General features: G+C 32.8%; 22 protein-coding genes, 2 tRNA genes and 2 pseudogenes. 14 read left to right on the top strand and 12 right to left on the bottom strand.

The window, feature by feature from the left end; translation table 11 throughout:
- Positions 1-12: 12 nt before the first annotated feature.
- Positions 13-414, top strand: coding sequence for a pre-16S rRNA-processing nuclease YqgF (locus Anndu_RS01950; RefSeq protein ID WP_464102754.1), 402 nt, complete (start codon positions 13-15; stop codon positions 412-414).
- Between the two features lie 310 nt (positions 415-724).
- On the opposite strand, the gene Anndu_RS01945 is transcribed toward Anndu_RS01950, so the two are convergent.
- Together Anndu_RS01945 and Anndu_RS01940 are read right to left on the bottom strand one after the other, a co-directional pair.
- Positions 725-1,051 (bottom strand): DUF760 domain-containing protein, encoded by a 327-nt coding sequence (locus tag Anndu_RS01945; RefSeq protein ID WP_464102753.1) that lies wholly within the window; start codon positions 1,049-1,051, stop codon positions 725-727.
- A 215-nt stretch (positions 1,052-1,266) separates the two neighbouring features.
- A tRNA-Asn gene (locus tag Anndu_RS01940) sits at positions 1,267-1,338 on the bottom strand.
- A 171-nt stretch (positions 1,339-1,509) separates the two neighbouring features.
- On the opposite strand from Anndu_RS01940, the gene Anndu_RS01935 reads away from it, so the two are divergent.
- The 5 genes from Anndu_RS01935 (at position 1,510) to Anndu_RS01915 (ending at position 5,884) form a co-directional block, all read left to right on the top strand.
- On the top strand, positions 1,510-2,007 hold the full coding sequence (locus Anndu_RS01935) for a hypothetical protein (RefSeq protein WP_464102752.1): 498 nt from the start codon (positions 1,510-1,512) through the stop codon (positions 2,005-2,007).
- A gap of 76 nt (positions 2,008-2,083) precedes the next feature.
- The gene (gene ureE, locus Anndu_RS01930; protein ID WP_464102751.1) at positions 2,084-2,521 is read left to right on the top strand and encodes an urease accessory protein UreE; all 438 of its coding nucleotides are present in this window, start codon (positions 2,084-2,086) and stop codon (positions 2,519-2,521) included.
- Between the two features lie 49 nt (positions 2,522-2,570).
- Complete coding sequence (locus Anndu_RS01925) at positions 2,571-3,257, top strand: urease accessory protein UreF (RefSeq protein ID WP_464102750.1); 687 nt, start codon at positions 2,571-2,573, stop codon at positions 3,255-3,257.
- 205 nt (positions 3,258-3,462) lie between these two features.
- A complete protein-coding gene (gene gyrB / locus Anndu_RS01920; RefSeq protein WP_464102749.1) occupies positions 3,463-5,400 on the top strand; it encodes a DNA topoisomerase (ATP-hydrolyzing) subunit B in 1,938 nt (645 codons plus the stop codon).
- A 157-nt stretch (positions 5,401-5,557) separates the two neighbouring features.
- Entirely contained in the window at positions 5,558-5,884 is a 327-nt protein-coding gene (locus tag Anndu_RS01915; RefSeq protein ID WP_464102748.1) for a (2Fe-2S) ferredoxin domain-containing protein, read from the top strand.
- Between the two features lie 41 nt (positions 5,885-5,925).
- Here the strand turns inward: Anndu_RS01915 and ruvX are convergent, their stop codons facing one another.
- From ruvX to Anndu_RS01900, 3 genes are all read right to left on the bottom strand, one after another.
- A complete protein-coding gene (gene ruvX / locus Anndu_RS01910; RefSeq protein WP_464102747.1) occupies positions 5,926-6,345 on the bottom strand; it encodes a Holliday junction resolvase RuvX in 420 nt (139 codons plus the stop codon).
- A gap of 66 nt (positions 6,346-6,411) precedes the next feature.
- A complete protein-coding gene (gene dmeF, locus Anndu_RS01905) occupies positions 6,412-7,338 on the bottom strand; it encodes a CDF family Co(II)/Ni(II) efflux transporter DmeF (RefSeq protein WP_464102746.1) in 927 nt (308 codons plus the stop codon).
- 44 nt (positions 7,339-7,382) lie between these two features.
- On the bottom strand, positions 7,383-8,591 hold the full coding sequence (locus Anndu_RS01900; protein ID WP_464102745.1) for a GNAT family N-acetyltransferase: 1,209 nt from the start codon (positions 8,589-8,591) through the stop codon (positions 7,383-7,385).
- Positions 8,592-8,800: 209 nt separating this feature from the next.
- Between Anndu_RS01900 and Anndu_RS01895 the strand changes: the two genes are divergently transcribed.
- The 3 genes from Anndu_RS01895 (at position 8,801) to Anndu_RS01885 (ending at position 11,012) form a co-directional block, all read left to right on the top strand.
- Positions 8,801-9,403 (top strand): class I SAM-dependent methyltransferase, encoded by a 603-nt coding sequence (locus Anndu_RS01895; RefSeq protein ID WP_464102744.1) that lies wholly within the window; start codon positions 8,801-8,803, stop codon positions 9,401-9,403.
- Positions 9,404-9,520: 117 nt separating this feature from the next.
- On the top strand, positions 9,521-10,552 hold the full coding sequence (locus Anndu_RS01890) for an AAA-like domain-containing protein (protein WP_464102743.1): 1,032 nt from the start codon (positions 9,521-9,523) through the stop codon (positions 10,550-10,552).
- Between the two features lie 109 nt (positions 10,553-10,661).
- On the top strand, positions 10,662-11,012 hold the full coding sequence (locus tag Anndu_RS01885) for a hypothetical protein (RefSeq protein WP_464102742.1): 351 nt from the start codon (positions 10,662-10,664) through the stop codon (positions 11,010-11,012).
- On the opposite strand, the gene Anndu_RS01880 is transcribed toward Anndu_RS01885, so the two are convergent.
- Complete coding sequence (locus Anndu_RS01880; protein WP_464102741.1) at positions 10,999-12,174, bottom strand: DNA-methyltransferase; 1,176 nt, start codon at positions 12,172-12,174, stop codon at positions 10,999-11,001. The two genes, Anndu_RS01885 and Anndu_RS01880, sit on opposite strands and share 14 nt — an antisense overlap.
- Before the next feature lie 527 nt (positions 12,175-12,701).
- Here Anndu_RS01880 and Anndu_RS01875 point away from each other — a divergent pair.
- The 3 genes and pseudogenes from Anndu_RS01875 to Anndu_RS01865 all read left to right on the top strand — a co-directional run bounded on the left by Anndu_RS01875 (position 12,702) and on the right by Anndu_RS01865 (position 16,569).
- Positions 12,702-13,727 (top strand): annotated as a pseudogene (locus tag Anndu_RS01875) (IS630 family transposase).
- A 567-nt stretch (positions 13,728-14,294) separates the two neighbouring features.
- Complete coding sequence (locus tag Anndu_RS01870) at positions 14,295-14,540, top strand: hypothetical protein (RefSeq protein ID WP_464102740.1); 246 nt, start codon at positions 14,295-14,297, stop codon at positions 14,538-14,540.
- Between the two features lie 163 nt (positions 14,541-14,703).
- Positions 14,704-16,569: a hypothetical protein gene (locus Anndu_RS01865; protein ID WP_464102739.1), complete on the top strand. Its 1,866-nt coding sequence runs from the start codon at positions 14,704-14,706 to the stop codon at positions 16,567-16,569.
- Between the two features lie 137 nt (positions 16,570-16,706).
- Here the strand turns inward: Anndu_RS01865 and Anndu_RS01860 are convergent, their stop codons facing one another.
- The 6 genes and pseudogenes from Anndu_RS01860 to Anndu_RS01835 form a co-directional block, all read right to left on the bottom strand.
- Positions 16,707-16,850 carry a hypothetical protein gene (locus Anndu_RS01860; RefSeq protein WP_464102738.1) on the bottom strand — a complete coding sequence of 48 codons (144 nt, stop codon included), beginning with the start codon at positions 16,848-16,850 and terminating at the stop codon, positions 16,707-16,709.
- A gap of 164 nt (positions 16,851-17,014) precedes the next feature.
- A pseudogene (locus tag Anndu_RS01855) lies at positions 17,015-18,447 on the bottom strand (NF041680 family putative transposase).
- Between the two features lie 162 nt (positions 18,448-18,609).
- Entirely contained in the window at positions 18,610-18,879 is a 270-nt protein-coding gene (locus Anndu_RS01850) for a MerR family transcriptional regulator (protein WP_464102737.1), read from the bottom strand.
- A 113-nt stretch (positions 18,880-18,992) separates the two neighbouring features.
- Positions 18,993-19,065, bottom strand: a tRNA-Arg gene (locus tag Anndu_RS01845).
- Positions 19,066-19,119: 54 nt separating this feature from the next.
- Positions 19,120-19,431 carry a DUF2973 domain-containing protein gene (locus Anndu_RS01840; RefSeq protein WP_464102736.1) on the bottom strand — a complete coding sequence of 104 codons (312 nt, stop codon included), beginning with the start codon at positions 19,429-19,431 and terminating at the stop codon, positions 19,120-19,122.
- Positions 19,432-19,502: 71 nt separating this feature from the next.
- Positions 19,503-19,826 (bottom strand): DUF2605 domain-containing protein, encoded by a 324-nt coding sequence (locus tag Anndu_RS01835; RefSeq protein WP_464102735.1) that lies wholly within the window; start codon positions 19,824-19,826, stop codon positions 19,503-19,505.
- 134 nt (positions 19,827-19,960) lie between these two features.
- On the opposite strand from Anndu_RS01835, the gene Anndu_RS01830 reads away from it, so the two are divergent.
- Both Anndu_RS01830 and Anndu_RS01825 read left to right on the top strand, forming a co-directional pair.
- Positions 19,961-21,148 (top strand): glycosyltransferase family 4 protein, encoded by a 1,188-nt coding sequence (locus Anndu_RS01830; RefSeq protein WP_464102734.1) that lies wholly within the window; start codon positions 19,961-19,963, stop codon positions 21,146-21,148.
- Between the two features lie 63 nt (positions 21,149-21,211).
- Positions 21,212-24,217, top strand: a complete 3,006-nt coding sequence (locus Anndu_RS01825; protein WP_464102733.1) for a hypothetical protein — start codon at positions 21,212-21,214, stop codon at positions 24,215-24,217.
- Positions 24,218-24,296: the final 79 nt, after the last annotated feature.

The following is a 24,296-nucleotide window of genomic DNA, read 5'->3' as shown; positions in this document are numbered from 1 at the left end:
CAATTACCAATAATGAATATTTTAGGATTTGATCCCGGCAAAAATAAATGTGGGATCGCCATTTTAAACCAAAAACAAACCATTTTATATCACCAAATTTTAACATCAGATCAAACCCTTGATCACCTTAAAATACTCTGTGAAAAATACCAAATTAAAACCATAATTATGGGAGATCAAACTACTTCTAAACAATGGCATCAACAACTAAAACAACAATTAAACCCTCAAATTTCTATTATTAAAATTGACGAAAGAAATAGTAGTTTAGAAGCCCGTGATCTCTATTGGCAAATGTACCCACCCAAAGGCCTAACCAAATTGATCCCCCAAGGCTTAAGAATACCCCCACGTCCCATTGACGATCTCGTAGCGATTTTATTAATCAAAAAATATTTATCAATTAATAATTAACATCTTAATTATGAAATTATCTCATCTAGCAAAAATTAAGTTAAAATAAAAACCAAAATTAATTAACCCTTAAACACATTAATCCTATGACTACCAACGAATTATTAATGTTAGTATTATTACTAAGTCCTGGAATCTTATTATCCGCTTTTGTGATGGCCACTTTTGCTAAAGGCGGTTAAATCGCAAATTTAATCTTATTTGATCTGAATCAAAAACAAGATCAAGCCATTGGTGGGTATTCAACAATTGTCAATTGTCCCCTGTCAATTGTCAATTGATAACCCACCCCAATCACAATTATTTTTGATTATTTAATCGAATCAGAATCTAATAAAGTAGACTCTAAATTCATTCTCTGTTCCATTTGATGAAGAAAATAACCCGTCATCATCGCCGATGCTAAAAGCGTACCAAGATTTTCCCGATCCGTCATAATGTGAACATTAAAGCCCTCCGGCGGAAGCATCCCGATCAAGCCTTTAACATTATTAGAAATAATTTCCTTAATTTCTGGACTAGCAGACTGTGCCACCCTGGCCAAAACTTCAGGATTTTGTTTTTGGAGATATTGGATTAATACGTTTGCTTCCTGTTCCTCGGAATTAGAATTGAAGTAATTTGAGTTAAATACCATTGATTGCCACTTAGTTTGATGGACTTAATTATTAATGTAAACTATTTCTTAACTTTTAGGAAAATTTTAACATAAATTGGAAAAAGACCGTCAAAGACTATACACAAAAACAGTGTAGGGGTCAACAATTGATTATTGACCCCCAGCAAAATTATTTTATAATTTTAATTTTATAATTTTAGTTTTATAATTTTATAATTATAATTTTATTTAAACTCCCCGGGTGGGATTCGAACCTACGACCAATCGGTTAACAGCCGACCGCTCTACCGCTGAGCTACCGAGGATTGAGTGATTTCTAAAACTTTTGTTTTTTCATCACAACTACCTATTATACACAAAAAAAATTTTTTGGCAAGGGGTTTGTTTAAATTTTTTTAAGTTTTTGGTAAAATAATGGTTGAACAGGTATCTTTAAGATATATTTCTAATCCTTTAACATTGCCTGAACTGCTTAAATGTTAGCTCACCATCAAACTTCTATCTGTTTATCTTTTCTATCTAAAGACCTTTTAGTTTGTTCCACTTTAGAAGCGCTCGGCACACTTTACCAAAAAGATCAACAGCGTTTTCACTTAGTTTTTACCGAAACTAATGCTCCAGTTTCGATCGCCAATTCTTTACCCGATCACACAAAAGATATTCTACAGCCCTTTAACGGTGATCATCGTTTACTTTGGTTAGACATTTCTCCTTTTCGGGTAATTATGACGACTCAAGATCAAGCAAAAACGGGTTATCGTCATTTTTGGGAAAGGGGTGTTTATGGAAGAAGTCGTTTTTGGTTGCAGGATCTGGAAGATAATCGAGATTATGCTTTTGAGTTGCGCAATTATACTCGTTATTTAAACATGGAAGGTTATCCTTTGTTAAGTTCTCTGCGTTTAGAATATGAATTATGGTCTTCTCATTTTAAACTTGGAGAATACATTTTACATCTGGAAATTAGTCATTAGTCGTTAGTCATTGGTCATTGGTTTTTGATGAAAAAAAGAAATTAGATCAATCAACATCAAAAATATTAACTAATTAATGAATACTATTATTATTAATCAAATTCTTTCTAAAAATCAACAAGTTAAAGTTAATTTAAACTTAGAATTAACCGCAGAAGAAAGACAAAAATCTCGTCAAATTATTGAAATAAATGACTTAAAAATTTATTTACAATTACCGAGAGGAACTGTTTTAAATCAAGGTGATTTGATTAGCAATGAAGATCAAAATTTTATTATTAAAATAGTCGCCAAATCTGAATTAATTATTACGGTTACTTCACCCGATCAATTAAAATTAATTAAGGCCGCTTATCATCTTGGTAATCGTCATATTCCTTTAGAATTAACCCCTAATTATTTAAGATTCTTACCCGATCCTGTTTTAATCAATATGTTATTAAAATTAGGCTTAGAAATTAAAGAAGAAATTGCTCCTTTTTGCCCTGAAATTGGGGCTTATCATCATCATTAAATAAGTGATAAGTAATAGGTAATAAGTAATAAATATCTCACTTTTTATTATGTCTATTGAACAATTAAAAATATTAAAATTATTACAATTAGCTAGTCCTAATTTACCATTAGGGGCTTATGCTTATTCAGAAGGGATCGAAACCTTAGTAGAACAAAACATAATTACTTCATCAGAAACTCTTTTTAATTGGTTATCACAACAGTTAAAATTTAGTTCTATTAGAATAGAAACAGCTTTAATGATCCGTAGTTATCAAAATTTTATTAATCATAATATTGAACAAATTAACTATTGGAATCAATATAGCAGTGCCACTAGAGAAAGTAAAGAATTAAGACAACAAAGTTGGCAGATGGGTAATAGTTTAATTAAATTATTATTACAGATCGAAGCTAACGAAAATTTAACACAAATAATTAATCAAATTAACTTACCTTGTAATTATAATATCGCCTTTGGAATTACTGGCCAATGGTGGCAATTAAACTTAGAAGATGTGACTTTAACTTATCTACAAAGTTGGGCGAATAATTTAATAATGGCAGGGATAAAATTAATCCCTTTAGGACAAACTCAAGGCCAACAAATTCTAGCAGAAATTAATCAAACTATCAGCAAAATTTACCCAGAAATAATTAACTTAAAAGATGATCAATTATTTAGTTGTAATTTTGGTTTAAGTTTAGCTTCAATGGAACATCAATTATTATATAGTCGTTTATTTCGTAGTTAAATTAATCCTATTTTGATAACAAACAATTAAAAAATCAATAACTAATTACTGTTCACTGTTCCCTGTTGACTGTACTACACCCCTATTCTAAAAATTAACTCAAATAAGGTTTAAAGCGAAATTAACCGCAATATGTTATAATTTTTGATAAATTTGTCCTAAAGTGGAAAATCAACTTTAAAGCTTTTATTTTTGGAGATAAAACATGACGACTCAAGAACAAACAAATAATTATGGTGCAGAACAGATCCAAGTTTTAGAAGGTTTAGATCCGGTGCGCAAACGGCCGGGGATGTATATTGGTACAACAGGGCCTAGAGGTTTGCATCATCTCGTTTATGAAGTGGTAGATAACTCCATAGATGAAGCTTTAGCCGGATATTGTACCCATATTGAAGTTGAAATTAATCAAGATGGTTCTGTCAGTGTAACCGATGATGGGCGGGGTATTCCCACCGATATTCACCCCACCACTAAAAAATCTGCTTTAGAAACCGTTATGACAGTGTTACACGCCGGAGGAAAATTTGGCGGCGGTGGCTATAAAGTGTCTGGAGGTTTACACGGGGTAGGGGTATCAGTAGTTAATGCCCTGTCAGAATGGGTTAATGTGTCGGTGTGGCGCAATGGTAAAATTTACACCCAACGCTATGAAAAAGGGATCCCCGTCACATCTTTAGAAGAAAAGCAAGATGGTGATCATCCCACAGGTACACAGATTAGATTTTTACCTGATAATACGATTTTTACAGAAACTACCAATTTTGAATACAACATTTTACAGGGTAGGTTAAGGGAGTTAGCCTATCTTAATGCAGGTGTTAAAATTACTTTCAGCGATCTACGTTTAGATACCCCCAGAGTTGAAACTTATTGTCATGAGGGGGGGATCAAAGAATATGTATCCTATATGAATAGGGATAAGGAGGCTTTACACCCCGAAATTATTTTTGTACAGGGCGAAAAAAATGGTATTACCGTAGAGGTGGCTTTACAATGGTGTGTTGATGCTTACAGTGATAACTTACTCGGTTTTGCCAATAATATTCGTACCATTGACGGCGGTACCCATTTAGAGGGTTTAAAAACGGTTTTAACCCGTACTATGAACGCTTTTGCCCGTAAACGCAACAAAATTAAAGAAAATGAGGCTAACTTAGGGGGTGAAAACGTCAGAGAAGGCTTAACGGGGGTTATTTCCGTTAAAGTACCCGATCCAGAGTTTGAAGGGCAAACTAAGACAAAACTGGGTAATACGGAAGTTAGAGGTATTGTAGACTCCCTTGTGGGCGAGGTTTTAAACGAATATTTAGATTTTAATTTAGCCGTTGGGGATGCGATCATCGAAAAAGCGGTACAGTCATTTAAAGCGGCCGAAGCGGCCAGACGGGCGCGGGAGTTAGTGAGAAGAAAATCAGTTTTAGAGTCTTCTCCCTTACCCGGAAAATTGGCCGACTGTAGCGAAAGAGATGCATCAAGGTCTGAAATCTACATCGTAGAGGGAGATTCGGCGGGCGGCTCGGCCAAACAAGGGCGCGATCGCCAGTTTCAAGCGATTTTACCTTTACGGGGTAAAATTTTGAATATTGAAAAGACTGATGATGCTAAAATTTATAAAAATAATGAAATTCAATCCCTAATTACAGCGTTAGGATTAGGAATTAAAGGTGAGGAATTTAACCCAGAAAACCTACGTTATCACCGTGTAATTATCATGACTGATGCTGACGTTGATGGGGCGCACATCAGAACATTATTACTAACTTTCTTCTATCGTTATCAACGGGATCTGGTGGATCAGGGTTATGTTTATATCGCTTGTCCTCCTCTGTATAAGTTAGAAAGGGGGCGTAATCATTTTTATTGTTACTCCGATCGGGAGTTGCAACAAAAAATTGCTGAGTTTCCAGCCAATGCTAACTATAATATTCAACGCTTTAAAGGTTTAGGGGAGATGATGCCTACCCAGTTATGGGAAACCACCATGAACCCTGAAACCCGTATGTTGAAGCAGGTTGAGATTGAAGATGCGGCCGAAGCTGATCGCATTTTTACCGTTTTAATGGGCGATCGAGTTGCACCCCGCCGAGAGTTTATTGAGACTCATGGGCCTCGTTTAAATTTAACGGATCTTGATATATAAATAACTCAAATTCCTCCTTTTTGGCAAGGAGTTTTCATCGTGGGAGATCTAAAATCAAGAAAGAGCAAAATTTTAATTTTTATTAGCTCTTTCTTTTTGTTATTTAAGATTCTCAAAAAAGCAAAAAATGATAATATCAATTCTCAATTTTTAAAATATGTCTCAATCAATTAATTATCAAGATTATGCTAGTTTTTTTCCGAAAAGAATCGTGATGGTTTGCGATCATACTTCTTGTGTTAAAGCAGGATCTCATAAGGTATTTGAAGCATTTTTAAAAGAAAATTTACCCTTAGATGTGGAAATTCAAAAATGTGAATGTCAAGGTCAATGTAGTACCAGTCCAACTGTTAGAATCATACCCGAAGAAACTTGGTATTATAGGGTTAAAGTGGCTGATGTTCCCTTAATTGTTAAACAACATTTAATTGAGGGAAATAGGGTTAAAGCAAAATTAAATCCCCGTATTCACTTATATGGTTAATTATGGGTTATTTGTTATTTTTTAGCTGAACTTTTCCCCATTTAGTAATTACTATCTAACCAACTTTGTAAAATAATTTGTGCCGCCACTTGATCGATCATACCTTTATCACGGGAATTAAATCTTTTTTGATTTTTTAATTGTTCTTCGGCTTCAATTGAGGTCAATTTTTCATCTACATATTCCAAGGGTAAATTTAAAGCGTTGGCTAATCTTTGCCCATATTTTTTGATTTTTTGGCCTTGTTCTCTTAAACTTCCATCTTGAGAATAGGGTAAACCAACTATTAAAATTTCAGCTTCCCTTTCTATTACTAATTCCTGAAAAATTGCTAAATCTTGATAAAAATTACCTCTTTTAATTGTGGTTAAAGGTGTGGCCAGTAATCCTAATTTATCACATCCGGCCACACCTATTCTTTTATTCCCAATATCTAATCCTAAAGCTGATTTATTTTTCATTTTTGTTAATAATAAATAACCTCAAAGTCTGTTACAGGCAAGATGCCTGTACTACAGATAATTTACTTAATTTGTCTCAAAACAAGGTTCACCATGACAATGATTAACTTCAACAATAATATGGGATAGTTTGGGAATATCTTTAAGTAAATTTTTATAATATTCTGGTGGTTGGGGATCATGGGTAACAAGGGCGATCATTGCTGATAAATGATTTTGACTAACATTCCAAATGTGTAAGTCTGTAATACGATTATCAGCATCATTTTCAATCTTATTAATAACCGCTAATTTTACCTGTTTATTCACAGATCCATCTAATAAAATTGATCCGGTTTCTTTAATTAAATTATAAGCCCATTTTGTAATCACAATTGCACCCACTACCCCCATCATCGCATCTAACCAGATCCAACCTAAATATTTTCCGGCAACTAAAGCCACGATCGCAAAAACTGAGGTTAAAGCATCGGCTAAAACGTGAATATAAGCGGCCTTAAGATTATGATCTTCATGATGGTGATCATCATGGTGATGATTATGATCTTTCAATAATAAAGCACTGCCAAGGTTAACCACCAAGCCGATCACAGCCACATAGAGGGCATGGTTAAACTGGATCTGTTGGGGATCAACAAGACGCATTAACGACTCGATCATCATCAAAAAAGCCACCACTCCCAAGGCTACCGCACTCGCAAAACCTCCTAATATGCTCACTTTACCTGTGCCAAAAGTATACTGAGGATTATTGGTATGATTTCGAGCATATTGATAGGTAAAAATTGCGATCGCAAAAGCCCCCACATGGGTGGCCATGTGCCAACCATCGGCTAATAGTGCCATTGAGCCAAAAATAATTCCGGCGGCAATTTCTCCAATCATGGTTACTAAGGTTAGTAACATCACAATTTTTGTATTTTTTTCGGCTTGAGATTGATCTACGGAAAAATTATGGGAATGTTGCCATTGTTCAAGATTATGAATGTGCATAAAATCAGTGGATAATAGATAATTGATAATACATTAAATTCCTTTTAATTGTTTAAACCTTCTTGATCTTCAGAATTATCACAATTATTTAAAGATTTTGACTCAAAAGGTTGAAAATAATTAGCAGGGGAAGAATATCTTAACCATGAGATCTGACTAGGAATAGGAGTTTGCGCACTTTGTAAGCCCTGTAAAACATCGGAAAAGGCTTCAAGGGGCTTAATTTCCCGTAATTTATGCCACACTGATCGAGACATTAATAAAGTATTTTGTATTCTTTTTGCTCCGATTTTATCTAAATATTCTTCTCTTTCTGGTTGGTAATCGGCTGATTTTAACTCTAAAGATTGGGGTTTATAATTTTGAACAATTTGCGCCATTTTACTTAATAACTGAGGATAAAGCCATGTATACGCAGGATGGACGGTTAATTTTGCCTGATGGGCGCGACTGCCATCTTGACAGACATTTAATCTAAAATAGCCGATCGCCGCCTTACGTTGAGGCTCAAACACATAACCTTGAGTTATTTCCTGATGATCCGCCCATGACTGCATTTGTTGCAACCCTGACAATAGTACATTTGTTTTAAAATCGTCAATATGGCGATCGAAAACTTGACGCAATAAAGGGGGCATGGAAACCGTATCTAATTGATATAATAAATGGGCATCGGCGTTATTAACAGGTAAAAGATTGGGTAAATCTACGTCATTTTGTGCTAATTGTTGTAATAATTGAGGGGCGATCTGCCAATAAGTTTTTTGTGCCAAAGGTTGAAACCCATTTTGACGATATAAAGCCAAAGAATTTTTATAATTAATATTAACTTCTAACACCCATGTCCGAGCTTCCCAAATTTTTTCAAAACAATAACGTAAAAGTTTAGAGCCGATCCCTTTTGTGCCGATTAAAATATCATTTTGACTTTGATGATTAACTATTACTCGATCAACCGCCCAAGTGCTACGGGTACTATTGATTGGCTTAATTGAAATTAAGCCTTGAAGATGGTTATTTTGCTCGGCAACATAAAGTTGAAAATTAGCTTGATTTGGATTAGGAAATAAGCTTAAAAACTTATAAAAACCATACCAATTTTTAACTTGTTCAATTTGTTTTTGTAACGAACCAGAATTAGGATTTTGATCCACTTCTTCAGCTTGACTAATTAACTGAGAAATTAAATCTAAATCTCGATATTGTACAAAACGAATCTGTTGTTGATTGAAATGATTAAATGGGGAATTCATAGCAGTTATAATTTAGTGATGATATTTACAATCATAACCTAATCTTGAAAAAATGGCGTTGCTTGATTAAAATATAATTATTCCCCGTACAGATAGCAGTGCTATATTTGTACAATTGTTTGATCTTTAAAGAAAACTTTTATAACAAAAAAGAGTTAATTTTAGATTATTCCGAATAACAAATAATAAATAACGAAGATTGTTTAATTATGAATAAAAATGTATTTGAACAAAAACAAAAATTTTTTGATCAATGGGCTTCTAATTATGATATTTTAATCACCACAGTTTTTTATCAAGCAGTACATCAACGCTTATTAGAATATGTTAATCTTCCCGATCAAGCTAACATTTTAGACCTTGGTTGTGGCACAGGAAAACTATTAAATCGAATTTTAAAGCAATTTCCTGATGTTTTCGGCATAGGAGTAGATCTCTCACCCCAAATGTTACGTCAAGCCAGAAAAAATAAACAATTTCCAAAAAGAGAAATTTTTGTCAAAGGAAATGCAGAAAATTTACCATTTGTAGACAATCAATTTAATGCAGTTTTTAATACAATTAGTTTTCTTCATTATCCCAATCCCCAACAAGTTTTTAAAGAAATTTATCGAATTTTAAAACCTCAAGGCTATTATTATTTAGCTGATTATAGCCGTTATTTTTATCAAAATCAAATCCCTTTTTCCCCCGGAGGACTTAAATTTTACAATCTTGAAGAACGGGAAACAATGGCACAAAATAGCGATCTAAAATTAGTAGATCATCATTATCTTTTAAATAATGTAGTTCTCTCTATTTTCAAAAAATAGTTATTTGTTATTTAGACCTCTTGCCAAAGTAATAAATATTAACTAATAAAATCAATTTTTCTCAAGTTTTTATCAATTTTTATACTTATTACTGATTAGTAAATTAATTATTTAATTATGTTATTAGAACTTCCGGGATCCCCCCTAGCCATCAACTCCCCCTTTTATATTGAAAGATACCCAGTGGAAAAATTGGCTTATCAAGAAATAATAAAACCGGGAAGTTTATTAAGAATAAAAGCCCCTAACACAATGGGAAAAACCTCTTTAATGTTGAGATTAATTAACTATGGAAAAGCTCAAAATTATGCCACCGTTGTCATTAATTTTAAACAAGCAAAAAGAGAAACTTTTAACAGTTTAGATCAATTTTTACGATGGTTTTGTGCTAACATTTCCAATCAATTAGATTTACCATTAAAAATAGATGATTATTGGGATGAAAATTTTGGCAGTAAAATAAGTGCAACTCTTTATGTTCAAGGTTATATTTTAGAACAAATTGATCAGCCTATTTTACTTTGTTTAAATCAAGTTCATACTATTTTTAAATATCCCACAATCGCCCAAGATTTTTTAACATTATTACGTTCATGGCATGAAGAAGGAAAACAATTAGAAGATTGGTTAAAATTACATTTAGTCGTCATTCATAGCACGGAAATTTATATTCCTTTAAACATTAATCAATCACCTTTCAATGTGGGAACTTTCCTAAATATACCCCCTTTTAATCTTGAACAAATCCAAAAATTAGCTTTAAAATATGGTTTTTTGTGGGCAAAAGAAGAAAATTATCAAGAACAATTAAAATTATTATTAGAACTGGTAGGAGGCAATCCTTATTTAATAAACTTAGCATTTTACGGTATTTATCAAAATCATCTTTCCATAGAAAAAATATTAAGAGAAGCTCCTACTATGTCAGGCCTATATCAAGATCATTTACAACCATTATTACAAGCAATCAAAGCCTCTCCAGCTTTAGAAAATGCTTTTAAAAAAGTTATTAACACAGTATCTAAAACAAATTTAGATACCCTTACTTGTTATCAATTAGAAAATTTAGGTTTAATTACAATTAAAAGTGATAAAATTGAACCCAGTTGTGGGCTTTACCGTCTTTTTTTCCAAAATCAATTATATTAAACTTATTACTTATTAATCATTACTTATTACTTGACTTGCGCAACAAGTCTATTAACTCAGCAACCCCGAAAACCCATAGTTTGACAAAAATATAGGTGTTTTACTCCTTTTGGTAGGAAAAAGAGTTAATAGATTAGCAAAAATTGTAAAAAAAGAATGGCATAATTTTGATCAAAAAGATCGTGATTTTTTAGTAGAATTTGCTTATGATTTAATTGAGCAAAATAATACTATTTGGAATTTACCTAAAAAGTTTTGGTCTTTAATATATTTATTAATAATTAAAATTACTGGAGAAGAAAAAGAATTTCTTTTTTGTGTTAATGCTGTTGATTGCTTAGTTGATAATATTCTTGATGCGATCGAAACAGAAAATATTAACTATCAAAAGATATTATCTGAAACATTAAAAGAGGTTAAAGAAAATCCTAAAATTTCTTATTTAATCAAATCTTTTTAAATATAGGATGCTGTTTAAAATTAATTTCATGTATGATTTTATAGTTATCTTTTTCCAAAAATAAATCATTAGAAATTTTCTTTAATTGTTCTTCTAAATATTGATAAATGATCGGATCAGAATCACTAATAATACTATGCCTTTTTTCTTGAATAGCAACACGACTTGTAATACAACTTCCCGCAAAAAAATCAAGAATAGTTGATCCTTCATAAGATAAAGATTTTACCAATCTTTCAATGATTTGATAAGGTTTTTGCGTTAAATGACCAACTCTTTCTTTAGAATTTCTATTCAGACGATTAATTGGCCAAACATTAGTAGGATTGCGTCCTTTTTCAATAGTTTCTGGTCTTAATCTTGTATCTTTAAAATATACCTGTTTCTTTTTATCTTCATATTCTTCTCTAACAGAATCAAGATCAAAATAATATTGTTTCGTTTTAGAAAACCAAGCAATTTCTTCATGTCTATTCGCAAAAAAACGCTTTGCACTTTTACCGTTAGGATAGTGCCAAATAATTAAATTAATTAATAATAAATTACTATTTTTTCTTAAATAAGAGATGATTTCTAATAGATCACCTGTACCTGCTTGATCTTGATATTGTAAACCGCCAAAAATAACTAAATTACCCGTTTTAGATAAGACTCTTTCTGCTTCTTTTAACCATTGAGAAGCCCAATAAATATAATTATTAAAATTATCCCATTCAGAGATATTAATATTATAAGGGGGATCACAAATGATTAACTGAATTGACTCATCAGGTATTTTTTTTAATGTTTCTAAACAGTCATTAACCATGACACAATGAACGGTAGATTGAGTTGAATTACTATTAATAATTTCTAAAAAAGAATGATTATTATTTTCTTTTTTTAACTCCTTAATTTCGATATTATCTGTATTATTAAGTGAAGAATTTGCTAACTTTTCTTTTAATTGTTGATTTTCTTTTTGCAATTGTTCTACTAATAATAGTAAATCAGTTTCAGGCTTGACTAAAGTTTCTGGATCATCCCATTTCTTCGCAATAGTCAATAAATCTTTTTTAAATTTGGCTGGAATGCGGATCGCTGTTGTATTTCCGCTTTTCCATTGCGGGGGACGACCGGATTTTTCTCTCTTTCCACCTCTTCCTGATTTTTTTGTAGTCATAGTTATTCTATTTTGATTTTGTACTTTTTCATTTAAAGCCCTTAATTTTAATTATATAAGGTTTACAAACTTAATAAGCTTAAAGTTTAAATTGCCTGAAATCCAGATGTAATAAGGCTTTCAGCGAATTGATAAGATTGATTAATGGATTTAAGAGGGCTGAAATCCTGAATTTTCGTCAAAAGTTTAATGACCCCTCTAATAGATCAGGGTTTATTAAGTTTTGTTACAATATTGTAATTTGAAGCCAACTAAAAAAATACCTAACTACTTATATAAATGAGGATACTGAAGATTCTCCTCTAAGAACAAGGAGGTAAAATTCTATCCTAAAAAGAAGATTAGGTAATTTGAAGTCAACTAAAAAAATACCTAACTACTTATATAAATGAATTTATGCAAAATCTAGCTCCTAAAGCATTATGTTTGTAATGTAGTTTTTTATTCTAGCTATAGCAATCCTAAATAGGTCATAACAGATATAATATTAATTATAATCTAAATTCAAGGAAAAAAAAATGAACATTATTTCTGAGTTAAATGATTTTATCAATCAAACAAAAGAGGCTAAAGAAATAAAAAGGGCTTTAGCTGTCAAAATGATTTTAGAAGGAAAATCATACCATGAAGTAAAAGAATTATTACAAGTTTCTCATAGCTTTATTAGTATGTGGAAAAATCAAGCTCTTTTTTGTGGAGTAGAAAGCTTGAAATTACAGTTTAAAGGAACTAAAAGTGAATTAAAACCAGAAGAAAAAGACCAAGTTATTAATTGGTTAAGAGAGCAAGAATATTTAAGATTATCAGATTTAAAAATTTATTTAGAGCGAGAATATAATATTATTTATAAATCCAATCAAAGTTATTATAGTTTGCTCAAAGAAGCGAAAATAAGTTGGAAAAAACTCAAAAAAGAATCCGGCTAAAAATGACGAATTAGTCGAAGCTAAAAAAAAAGAAATCAGTGAAAAATTAGAGATTTGGAAAGAAGAAATAGAGAGTGGAGAGCTTGTAGTGTTTATGATTGATGAATGTCATTTACTTTGGGGAGACATTTTAGGTTATGTTTGGGGAAGAACAGATCAAAGAATAGAAATTCCCATTAAAAATGAAAAAGCCGACAAACTTATTATGGGGCATTAGACTATCAAACTAAAGAATTTATTGTCAAAGAATATGAAAGTGGAAATACAGAAAATACGATCAAATTTATCAAGTATTTACTATCAAAAAGAAAAGGAAAAAGATTAGCAATATTTTGGGATGGAGCAACCTATCATGACTCAAAAGAATTTAGGGAGTATTTAACTATAATAAATCAAGATTTATTGGAAGAAGAATGGTTAATTACTTGTCATAAATTTGCCCCTAATGCTCCAGAACAAAATCCGGTAGAAGATATTTGGCTACAAGTGAAAAATTTTATTAGACAATTCTATCATTTATGTAAATCATTTAAAATAGTAAAGTGGCTATTTAAGTTTTTTGCGCATGGTCAAATATTTGATTTCCCCAAACTTTATCAATATGGAATTTTGCCACAACCTATTTAGGATTGCTATATCACCTAGTTATATAAGTGGGAGGTAAATTTTCTTCCTAATCATAAAGGAGGATTTTTATTCATGCTCTAATTAGTTGGAGCTTAAATTCTATCCTAATTAGTTCTAGGATCATTCAGATGCTAATAGTTCTAGGATCATTCAGGTGCTAATAGTTCTAGGATCATTCAGGTGCTAATAGTTCTAGTCATTCAGGTGCTAATAGTTCTAGTCATTCAGGTGCTAATAGTTCTAGTCATTCAGGTGCTAATAAAAACTAATTTTGTTCAGATTATTATTTAAAAGTAATTGGCTCTAATCTCATAATATCAATATTTCTGAACTTATTATTGTATAATTAAGCGTGTAGACCTACTAATGCCTTGCTCACAAAATAAACAAAAAAATATTTGGATTTTGCTTGATATTTTTTGATATTTATGTTATGTTATATTTAACATGGATTATAGCAACAATCTATGTTTAAAAGATGACTTTAATTTATCTATTAAACATAGACAAATTTTAAGCTTTATCTAGTTAGTTTTTGTTTATTTTTTATTACATAACAATTAAATCATGATGAGAGAGAAAACGATTTTAACCTCTAAGGTTAAAAAGGTCTTGATTTCCCAAGGATTGAAACCTGTTAAAGGAAAAAGTGGCGGACATGACATCTGGGCTGATCTTAAAGGTCGCACTTGTCGCCCTGTATTAAGGAAGAAAGAAATTTCACTAGGAATTTTATATAGCTTAGGTTATGAGCTAGAGAATAAGGGAATTATGCCTCGTAAAGCCTTTCTCTCAGCACTGAAACAAGCCTAAAAAATAAAAACAGGGTAGGCTATTTGCTCCGCCGTACCCATTAGTTTTGTTTATTTTTTATTACTGCATTTAATACTATCATCTTTATCCTACAAAGACAAGGATAGTATTGTTTGGCAGTCAAAATTGTCATGACCATTTTATAAAATATAAGGAGACAATAATGACTAATTTTCATCCCCAAAATCAACTTTTAATTAAGGCCAAAATCGAGTTAGATTGTGCTAAATATTTCTTATCTCAAGATAATGTTCCTAACCTTTTAAAGAGAAAGGGTAATCTCTATGCTAATTCTTTAGAAACTGAAATTAATTATCTTTCAGTTGTTGATCATCCTATTGTTTTTATTGGTGACATTGGTGTTGGTAAAACTAGCGGAATTTCTCAACTTTTTAATCTGATTATTGAGCAACAAAAGTCATTGCAACAACGAGTTATTTTGACTACCGGAGGCGGTGGTACAACTATTTGCGAAGTTAGTATTAATTCCGGTTCAAACTATAGTATTAAACTTGAGCCTTTAGTAGAAGATCAAGTTCAATTATTAGTTAATGACTGGGTTACTAAATTCTTTTCAAAAGATAATAATGTCGGGGTTTCCAAAGAGGTTGACCGTGCGATCCGCAATATGGCTAATTTAGTATTACCTAAAGCGATCAAGATTGATGGTAAATTAGTTAAAGCCGAAGATCCCGCCGTTATTTTAGCTCAAGAATGCAACGATCCTGAGCTAATGATTAAAGAAGTTTGGCAACGGATTGATTATTTAGCGCGATCGCAGACTGAGATTGCTTACTCAGATCATCAGCAAACTGGCGAGGAGTGGCTTAAATCAAACTTTAAAGACATTAATAATGGTGCTAAAGCTCATTTTCCTTTACCTCAACGGATTAATATTACTATTCCTCAATCTCTTTTACCCTCATCTCCGTATGATATTGAAATTATAGATACTAAAGGAATTGATAAAACTGCTATTCGGGAAGATTTAACGGAATGGGTTAAAAATCCTTATAGTGTGATTGTACTTTGTACCCGTTTTAACTCTGCACCTGATATTTCTATCCAACAATTCCTTGAATATTTAAACGAAATTGGCTTACAAAAAGCCATTAAAGAGCGAGTCCGTTTATTAGTCTTACCTCGTGCTGATGAGGCTTTAGCCGGAGATGCAGGTGAAATGGTAGAATCCGTTGAGGAAGGCTATTTATTGAAAGAAACTCAAATCCGAGATCGTTTACAGGAATTTGGAGCAATTAACTTTTTTAATGCTGAAAGTGACGATTCTCAAGCAATTTTATTAGATTTTGCTCATCATATTGACAACTTGCGTAATACCCACGTTAAACGCCTTAATAGCCAAATTTCAGCCATGAATGAGTTAATGGAAAATACCGACACTCAACTGGCTTTAGCTTCCCAAGATTTTGTTAATCAACGCTTACAAAGTTCCGTTAAACATTATCATCGCCTACCTTTTGCTCAAAACACTATTCCATCTTATCTTACAAAAGAACTTGAAAAGACGCATCAGCGAAAAGTTTGGGCAATGGTTAAACGGAATGGAGATTGGGATCCTAGTATAAATTTCTTGATTGGTTATGCTTCAAGAGCGATCGCTCAACAACAAAGCGAGAAAGCTGTAGGTGGTTTCAAAGAATTACTGACAATTTTACTTGATGACTGTGAATTTGCAACTACCCATACCTTTATGAATCAGTTGTTACAAAATATTGATCAATGGCATAATACTTTTTTGAATGACATTGAGGAATTTGGTAAAGCTCTTTTTTACCATATTTCTAACGCTGACTTTTGGGAAGAATGTCTTGAAATTTATGGTAGTGGACAACCTTTCCGTAAAAACGTAATTGAATCAATTGAAGCATGGTTTGAAGAAGAAACTCAAGCGAAATATCAAGATGCTTTTCTTCAAATGGTACAAACTTTGTGGGAACAAAAGGTATTAGTACCCATCAAGGAATTATGCCAAGATGAGGAAATTGAAGAATATCAAGAGGCGGCTTAAGTAATAACTTAAATTATCTTGAATCATTTAATAATTAATAAGGGTAAAGCTTTTTTACCCTTATTAATTTAAGACAAAAATGTTGATTATAGTTCCTTGGTACTTAATTTTTATTAAGAACAATACTGTTTATTTCTTTAAACCTTTAATTTTTCTTGTAATTGTTGATAAATCTCATCTAACCATAAAGGAATAACCGCTTTACCCTTCTCTAAAAAAGAGATCGCCCTTTCCTTACTAAAAGTTTCTAACTCAAACCTTTCACCATTCCAACATAACATTAGGCGTTGAGGCTCTTGATCCTCCGCTAAATTAAGTTTTGGACTTTGGACAAAAAGAAATTGGTAGAGGTTAAAATAGAAGATAAAAAAATAGACAAAGTAAAACTAACCTAAAATAATTTTAGGGGAAAAAAGATTAATTAACAGTCGTTTCTAACAGCAATTTAGCTATTTTGTTGACATTTTTGATTCTTTTTTATAACCTGATAACGTGGTCTTTTCACTTGTATTTCACCTTTTTTCCGTCCAGAAGAATAACCACGGGGTTTGGGAAAATTAGAATTGATCTCAATGGTGCTAATAATTCTATAAAAGTCTCTCTGAACAGCACTGGGGTAATCTTACTCTCACGAAAATTAGGCAAATATTTCTCCCAAGGGCGGGGTAAGCAAACAGCTAAATTCCTTGCATTCCACAATTGAATATAAGCAATTAAAATTAGGTTCATCCAGTTTTCTTCATAACTTGTATGAGAGGTTAAATAGTCGTTCATTAATAATCTTTGTTTGCCAAATCGAAAAAAGTGTTCCAAGTCAAAACGTTGACGATAAGATTGATAAATTTCAAGCAAAGTTAATTCGTTACGGCGTTTACCAATGGCAATTAACCACATTGGTTTCCAAATAGAATTACCTTCTTGATCAGTAACAGTAATTTCCAATAATGTAAAGGGATAATCATGCAATTTATGTTCCTTTGTTCCCTTCATTAACATATTATTCCAACCCTTAATTTTGACATTTAATAATTTACCACGTTTCGTAGTAAAATTAGTTTGAATTAAATCATCAGGGGGATGCCAAGAAGTTGAATCTTTTAAATCAAATTTATCACCATACCAACGTGGATGTCCACTTTTTAACTCAGAAGAATCTTTGACAAAAGGACGAAAAAAAACACGATTACTTTTAACTCTGGTGACAACAAGTCGATCTTGATTAAGAACTTGTTTGCCAATAAAATCTTTTTGACTATAAAGACAATCTACGACAATAACTGATAGAATTATCTTAAATAATAATGAATCTGTCAAAACTTTATTAATCTGTTTATGAGCAACAGAAACATCTTTTTCATCGCTTTTTACTCGTTGAACTGATAAAGGAATTGTCCAAGAAGCATCACAATTAGATATTTTTTCAGGTAAGTAAAAAAGCCAAGAATAAGCATGACCAATATTGATGGGTTTATTGCCTTTAATACTGTTAGGTTGATGAATAAACGTTTTATCAGATACAGTAGGAGAAAACTGGCGTGAATTAGGGGTTACATCAATGCCAAATAGATGAAACTTTCGCTGATTATTTTGAGGAATACTCTCTAAAATAATCTTAGATATTTCGGCTTTATTTGTGATTTGTGATTTCTTTTTTCCCGCTTTATTAAAATCAGCAATTGCTCGATAAATACTTTGGTATTTATGTTTAAATAGAGGATTTAAACTTAATTCCACGACTGTTTTAGCATCTTGATTACTACTAAGAGCATCGAGTAAATTCATCAAGGCATCTTTTCTTAAACCAAGACTTTGATATAATCGTTGACGACCTTGAATAAATTGTTCAACTTCTTGGTAATTTTTATTTTTGATTTTCATATTATTTTGAATAATAAACTATCTATTTATTCTAATCTATAGAACAAACTTGTTGAGAAAGAAAGTTTATTATTTGACATTATGCTATTAGACAATATTCAATTTCTCTTAATATAAATATCTTATTTTAATTTTTTCGGTCTGATGTGAGCTTCATTAAATCTAATTTTTTGTCCAAAGTCCAATAAGTTGATGAGAACGTAAATCAATTAAAATATCCATCCCCATTTGAAAAGTTAAACCCAAAGATAAAAGATACAGCATCACGGCAATTTCTGACAACTGCTCCTGAGCATAATAAATACTTCTGCCCGTACCAGTCGCATTAACCATAGGCACAATAACCTCTCTTTCTCGCCAATATTGCAATTGGCGAAGACTACAGCCCGTAATTTTTGCTACCTCTTTTGTCGTAAAAAATTTTTCTGTCATAGTGACAATTCTAGCAAAAATACCTATAATACATTCATGTTAGTATTAAAACAACAATGTATATAAAATGAGCATAATTTGTCAAGACGACATTAATTTGACAAAAATAAAAACGAACACGGAGGGATTTGAACCCCCGACCCTCAGAACCGGAATCTGATGCTCTATCCACTGAGCTACGTGTCCTCGTTCTCCCTTATTATACCATAGAGGGAGAAAATATCTCGAACAATTTAGATCTTATTCTTCAGGTTCTTTGGGAACAGATGGAGAAGAATTATAAATTTGATCTAACTTTTGACGGGCTTCTTCTACACTAACAGAACGCATTACTAATAATGGTTCATTGACTGGTCTTCCCAGATCATCTAATAATTCAGGATGGGGAACTGATTTACCATTACGCCCAGTTGTGCCATGATTGCTAAAGCGTCCATCTTGATATGATAAACGTCTAGCATCACTATTGACAGCAATTAAATTACGAATTAAATTACTAATTGCGAAAAATGCAATAATGGTAAAAGCTAAAACATATATGATATGAATCATTAAAAAATTCTCCTAAAGATTTTTCATAATTGTTTAAATTGCGATTTTAAAGACTGATGACTGATGACTGATTATGATTGACTGTTTTTGAGAGATCGCCATTGAAAGGAGATTTTCCAACATTCGGCCACAAGTTGATGCCAAGGAAAGACAGTGGATAGATTAACTCCCACTTGTCCTTCTGTGGCTTGAAACATCATTTTAGTAGTATTTACTTCTTGTTGTGCTTGTTTGACTCGTTCTAATAGTTCCCCCTGTTCTTCTGGAGTTAAAAATGAGATCATCTCATTTTCTAATAATTGACGAGTACGGGCAAACCAATATTGGAAATCTTCCAATAATGGCTCTAGCACTTTTGACAAGAGTTCTTTGTCATTTTGTTCAAAAGATGGCATTCTTTCTTTTCTAGTTTACTATTTTAATTAATATCTTAGCGTTATTTACAAATCTTTAGATTTTTCCCTCAACTAATTTGATTTGTTCGACTTTTGTTTATAATAGTGAAAATTTAGAATATTTGTCGGTACTTATGAAAATATTGGTACTCGCTTGGGAGTTTCCACCTCGCATTGTTGGCGGGATCGCCCGTCATGTAGCAGAACTATATCCAGAAATAGTCAAGATGGGTCATGAAGTTCATTTAATGACAATGGAGTTTGGTCATGCTCCTGCTTTTGAAAAAGTTAATGGGATCTATGTGCATCGAGTGCCTGTACAACATAATGAGCATTTTTTTACATGGATCGGCAATATGAATCATAGTATGGGGAGCTATGGTGGTCAATTAATAAAAGAATCTGGTAATTTTGATCTAATTCATGCCCATGACTGGCTGGTGGCTGATGCGGCCATCGCCTTGAAACATCATTTTAAATTGCCTTTGGTAGCTACTGTCCATGCAACGGAGTACGGCCGGCATAATGGCATTCATAATGACATTCATCGTTATATTGCGGATAAGGAAAGATATTTAACGGGGGAGGCGTGGCGTGTGATTATTTGTAGTAATTATATGCGTCATGAACTACAACGGGCTTTAGGGACACCTTGGGATAAATTAGATGTGATTTATAATGGTATTTGTCCTGAAAAAAAACAGCCTGATCCTAATTTTGATGCTGTTAGTTTTCGTAATCGTTTTGCGAAAGATGACCAAAAAATTATTTATTATGTGGGGCGCATGACTTATGAAAAGGGTGTTTCAGTTTTATTAAATGCTTCTCCTAAAGTTTTATGGGAAATGGGAGGCAAGGTTAAAGTTGTCATTATTGGCGGTGGGAATACTCATCATTTACAAAATCAGGCTTGGCATTTGGGGATTGGTCATCAATGTAATTTTACCGGATTTATGAGTGATGATGACCTTGATAAGTTTCAAACCATCGCCGATTGTGCTGTGTTTCCGAGTTTATATGAGCCGTTTGGGATTGTGGCCTTAGAAAGTTTTGCGGCGCGTGTTCCCGTTGTCGTGTCTAGTACAGGAGGCTTGCCTGAAGTGGTGCAACATGGTAAAACGGGCATTGTGACCCATGTGAATAACCCTGATTCTTTGGCATGGGGGATTTTGGAAGTTTTAAAAAATCCTGATTATGGTAAATTTTTAACGGAAAATGCTTATCGAGATTTAAAAGAGCGTTTTGATTGGGCTAAGTTGGCTCAACAAACCACTGATGTGTATGAGTTAATATTAGATCAACGGTCTAAAATTATCTGGTAATTTAACAGTGAACAGTGACCAATGACTAATGACCAGTGACCAATAACGAATAACAAATAACCAATGAAAACGATTAGAAATCGCCCTCGTAATGATTGGAAAGCAAATCTTTTAAGACTGGTCAACTTAAGGCCAGAAGAAGGGGAACGCACTTTTTTAATGTTCATTTTTTATACCATGACCTCCATCGGCATGGTCTGGTTTGAACAGTCTGTGGTTTCACTATTTTTAGAAAAATGTGGTGCTGAAAATTTACCCTTTATTTATATTGCTAGTGCTTTAATGGGATCGGGGTTGGGTTTTCTCTATTCATGGTTACAAAAAAATCTACCTTTAAGACAGGTTTTTATAATTATTGTCCTTTTAATGTCTTTACCTTTGGTTATTTTTAGAATTACCATTGATTTAACTTATTTTGGTGAATTTATTGCGATCGCAACGATTTTTATTTTGCGTTTATGGTTAGATGCACAGGATACCCTCAATGATCTTAATACTCAAGTGGCCGCCAATCAAATTTTTAATATTCGGGAAATAAAACGCACCTATCCTATTATTTCTAGTGGTTTATTAGTGGGAGATGTAATCGCAGGATTTTCTTTATCTCTAATTTTACTGCCTTTATTAAAGAATGTAGAAAATATCTTATGGGTATCAGCCTTTATGATCCTTGTTGGTGGGGGGATTTTGTTCTATTTAACTAAGAAATATAAACAGGCATTTCCTGATAGTCCAGTCAAAGAATTAGAAGAATTAAAAGGTGGTTTTGCCTCGAAAAAAACTTCATCTTCTCTGCAAAAGTATATTATACCTTTATTCGCTTTTTTTGTGATGGGAGAAGTTTTATATTTATTAGTTGAATTTCAATATTTAGGAGAATTAGAAGCTAATATTAAAGCCGATGATATAGCCAAATTTTTAGGGATTTATTCGGGGGTTTTAGGCCTAGTTGAATTAATGACCCAGTGGTTTGTTTCTAGTAGGGCAGTTGAGCGTTTAGGGGTATTTGTAGCGGCCATGTTTTTGCCGATTTCCCTATCGGTTTTAGGTTTTACCACCTTAATTTTAAATCAATTTTTAGGGTTTAATGCTGTGATTACGGCCGCCCAAATTATCTTTTTTGGTTCAATTATTCTGCGCTTTTTTGATGAATTATTACGTTATACTTTAATTGCCGGAATTGAACCATTTTTATTTCAACCTTTACCTAGTGAAATTCGCAGTTCTATTCAAACTTTTGTGCAAGGGGTGGCGCAACCCATCGCCACAGGTTTAACAGGGTTAAGTATTTTTGCGGGAATTAACCTTTTAAAATGGTATTTTCCCGAAAAAAGTGAAAGTTCTTTTCGAGAGTTACAAGGGGGTATTTTTATCGCTGCGATCGTGGTTTTTGCTTCCGTCTGGGCGTTAAGTGCATGGTTATTAAGATCAAATTATGTCAGTTTATTGATCCAAGATGCGGAAAAAGGACGTTTAGGTTTTGGCGATGTGGACTTAAAAGCCTTTAAACGGGCGATTTTAGAGTCTTTAGCACAGAAAACCACCGAGGCTGATCAAAGATCCTGTATTCAATTATTAGAAAGAATTGATCCCATGAATGCGGGGGAAGTGTTATCACCGTTATTAACTACCTTATCTGCGGCCTTACAGAAACAAAGTTTAGAGGCGATGTTAAAAAATCCTACTGCTAACTATCGTTTAGAAGTTCAGCGTTTAGTGGAGAAAAAACCGCCGATCGAGGTTTTAGGCTTGGCTTTGCGTTATTTATGGTTATCCCAAACGGATCTAGATCCGCAAATTTTAAAACCTTATTTAAACGATCGAGTTGATGTGGTAGTCAGAGCTACGGCGGCCAGTTTATTATTCCGTCAAGGTAATTCTAATGAAACGGAAATAGCCCAAACTACCCTTGAAAAAATGTTAACTTCTAAACGTGAAAGGGAAAGGATGGTTGGAACTCAATCTTTACAAGATATTACGGATTTAGATTTTATTATTAAATATATTCCCCAATTATTACAGGATGAATCACCTAAAGTTAGGGCGGCTTTATTAGAAGTAATCGGCATAAAACGGATTAATAGTTATTATCCCTCTTTATTAAAGGGTTTAAGTTATAAATCTACAAGGGAAATAGCCAGACATACTTTAATAAAAATGGGCAATGATGCCTTACCTTTATTAATTGAATTATCGGTTGATCTTCGTCAACCGGATTTTCTTCGCTCTCAAATGTGGGGCATTATGGCCGAAATTGCTTCACCTGAAGCTTTAAGCGAGTTAGTACAACAGTTAATTAGTAGTTGGGGTATTTCTCGCCGTAATATTTTACGCATTCTCCTCAAAACAGGGGGAGAAGTAGGCATTGAAACGGTTTTAGATCAGGTGGGACGCAGTGGCATTGAAACCTTAATTGATCAAGAATTGTTATTATTAGGACAGATCTACAGTGCGAGATTAGACTTAAATCGAGATCGGGTACAGGGTGAAGAAGTTGATCTGCTTGACTCGGCCTTGATGGGTATGCAAAAAGATATTTTAGAGCGTTGTTTCCTGTTGATGCAGTTTTTATACCCTTTATCCTCTATTCAAGCGGCCTTGTTAAATTTAGATTCTGATCATCAAAATAGTATCGCTTTAGGTTTAGAACTGTTAGATAATACCTTAGATCTACCCCAAAAAGCTTTAATTTTAGAATTATTAGAGGGTGGTATAACTTTAAGTTTAAGTAAAATGGCGATTATTGATACAATTGTACCCTATAAACCCATGAAACCGAGCGATCGCCTCCGTCATTTAATCACTTTTCGTCATTTTCTGTCAGACTGGACATTAGCCTGTTGTTTTCATTTGGGGCGATCGCAACGGTGGACGATCACCAAAGAAGCTACTTTAGTTTGTTTAAGACATCCCAGTAATATAGTCAGAGAGGCGGTTTTATGGTATTTGAAAGAAGCTAGTCCGCGCATTTGTTTAGAATTATTGCCCGTCTTAAAATATGATCCTAACCCCATTGTTTGCGCTCAAGTTTCAAAATTTCAACAAGAGTTAGAACAAATGACCAGTTAACAAAAGAGATAATTTTTTGATCGGCCTTTACCCTCATATCATAAGAGTTTTCAGTTATTTTCTTTGACTTTATTCCCGT

The sequence above is a fragment of the Annamia dubia NIES-4383 genome (assembly GCF_055394725.1).
This window is presented reverse-complemented; position numbering and strand designations above follow the sequence as displayed.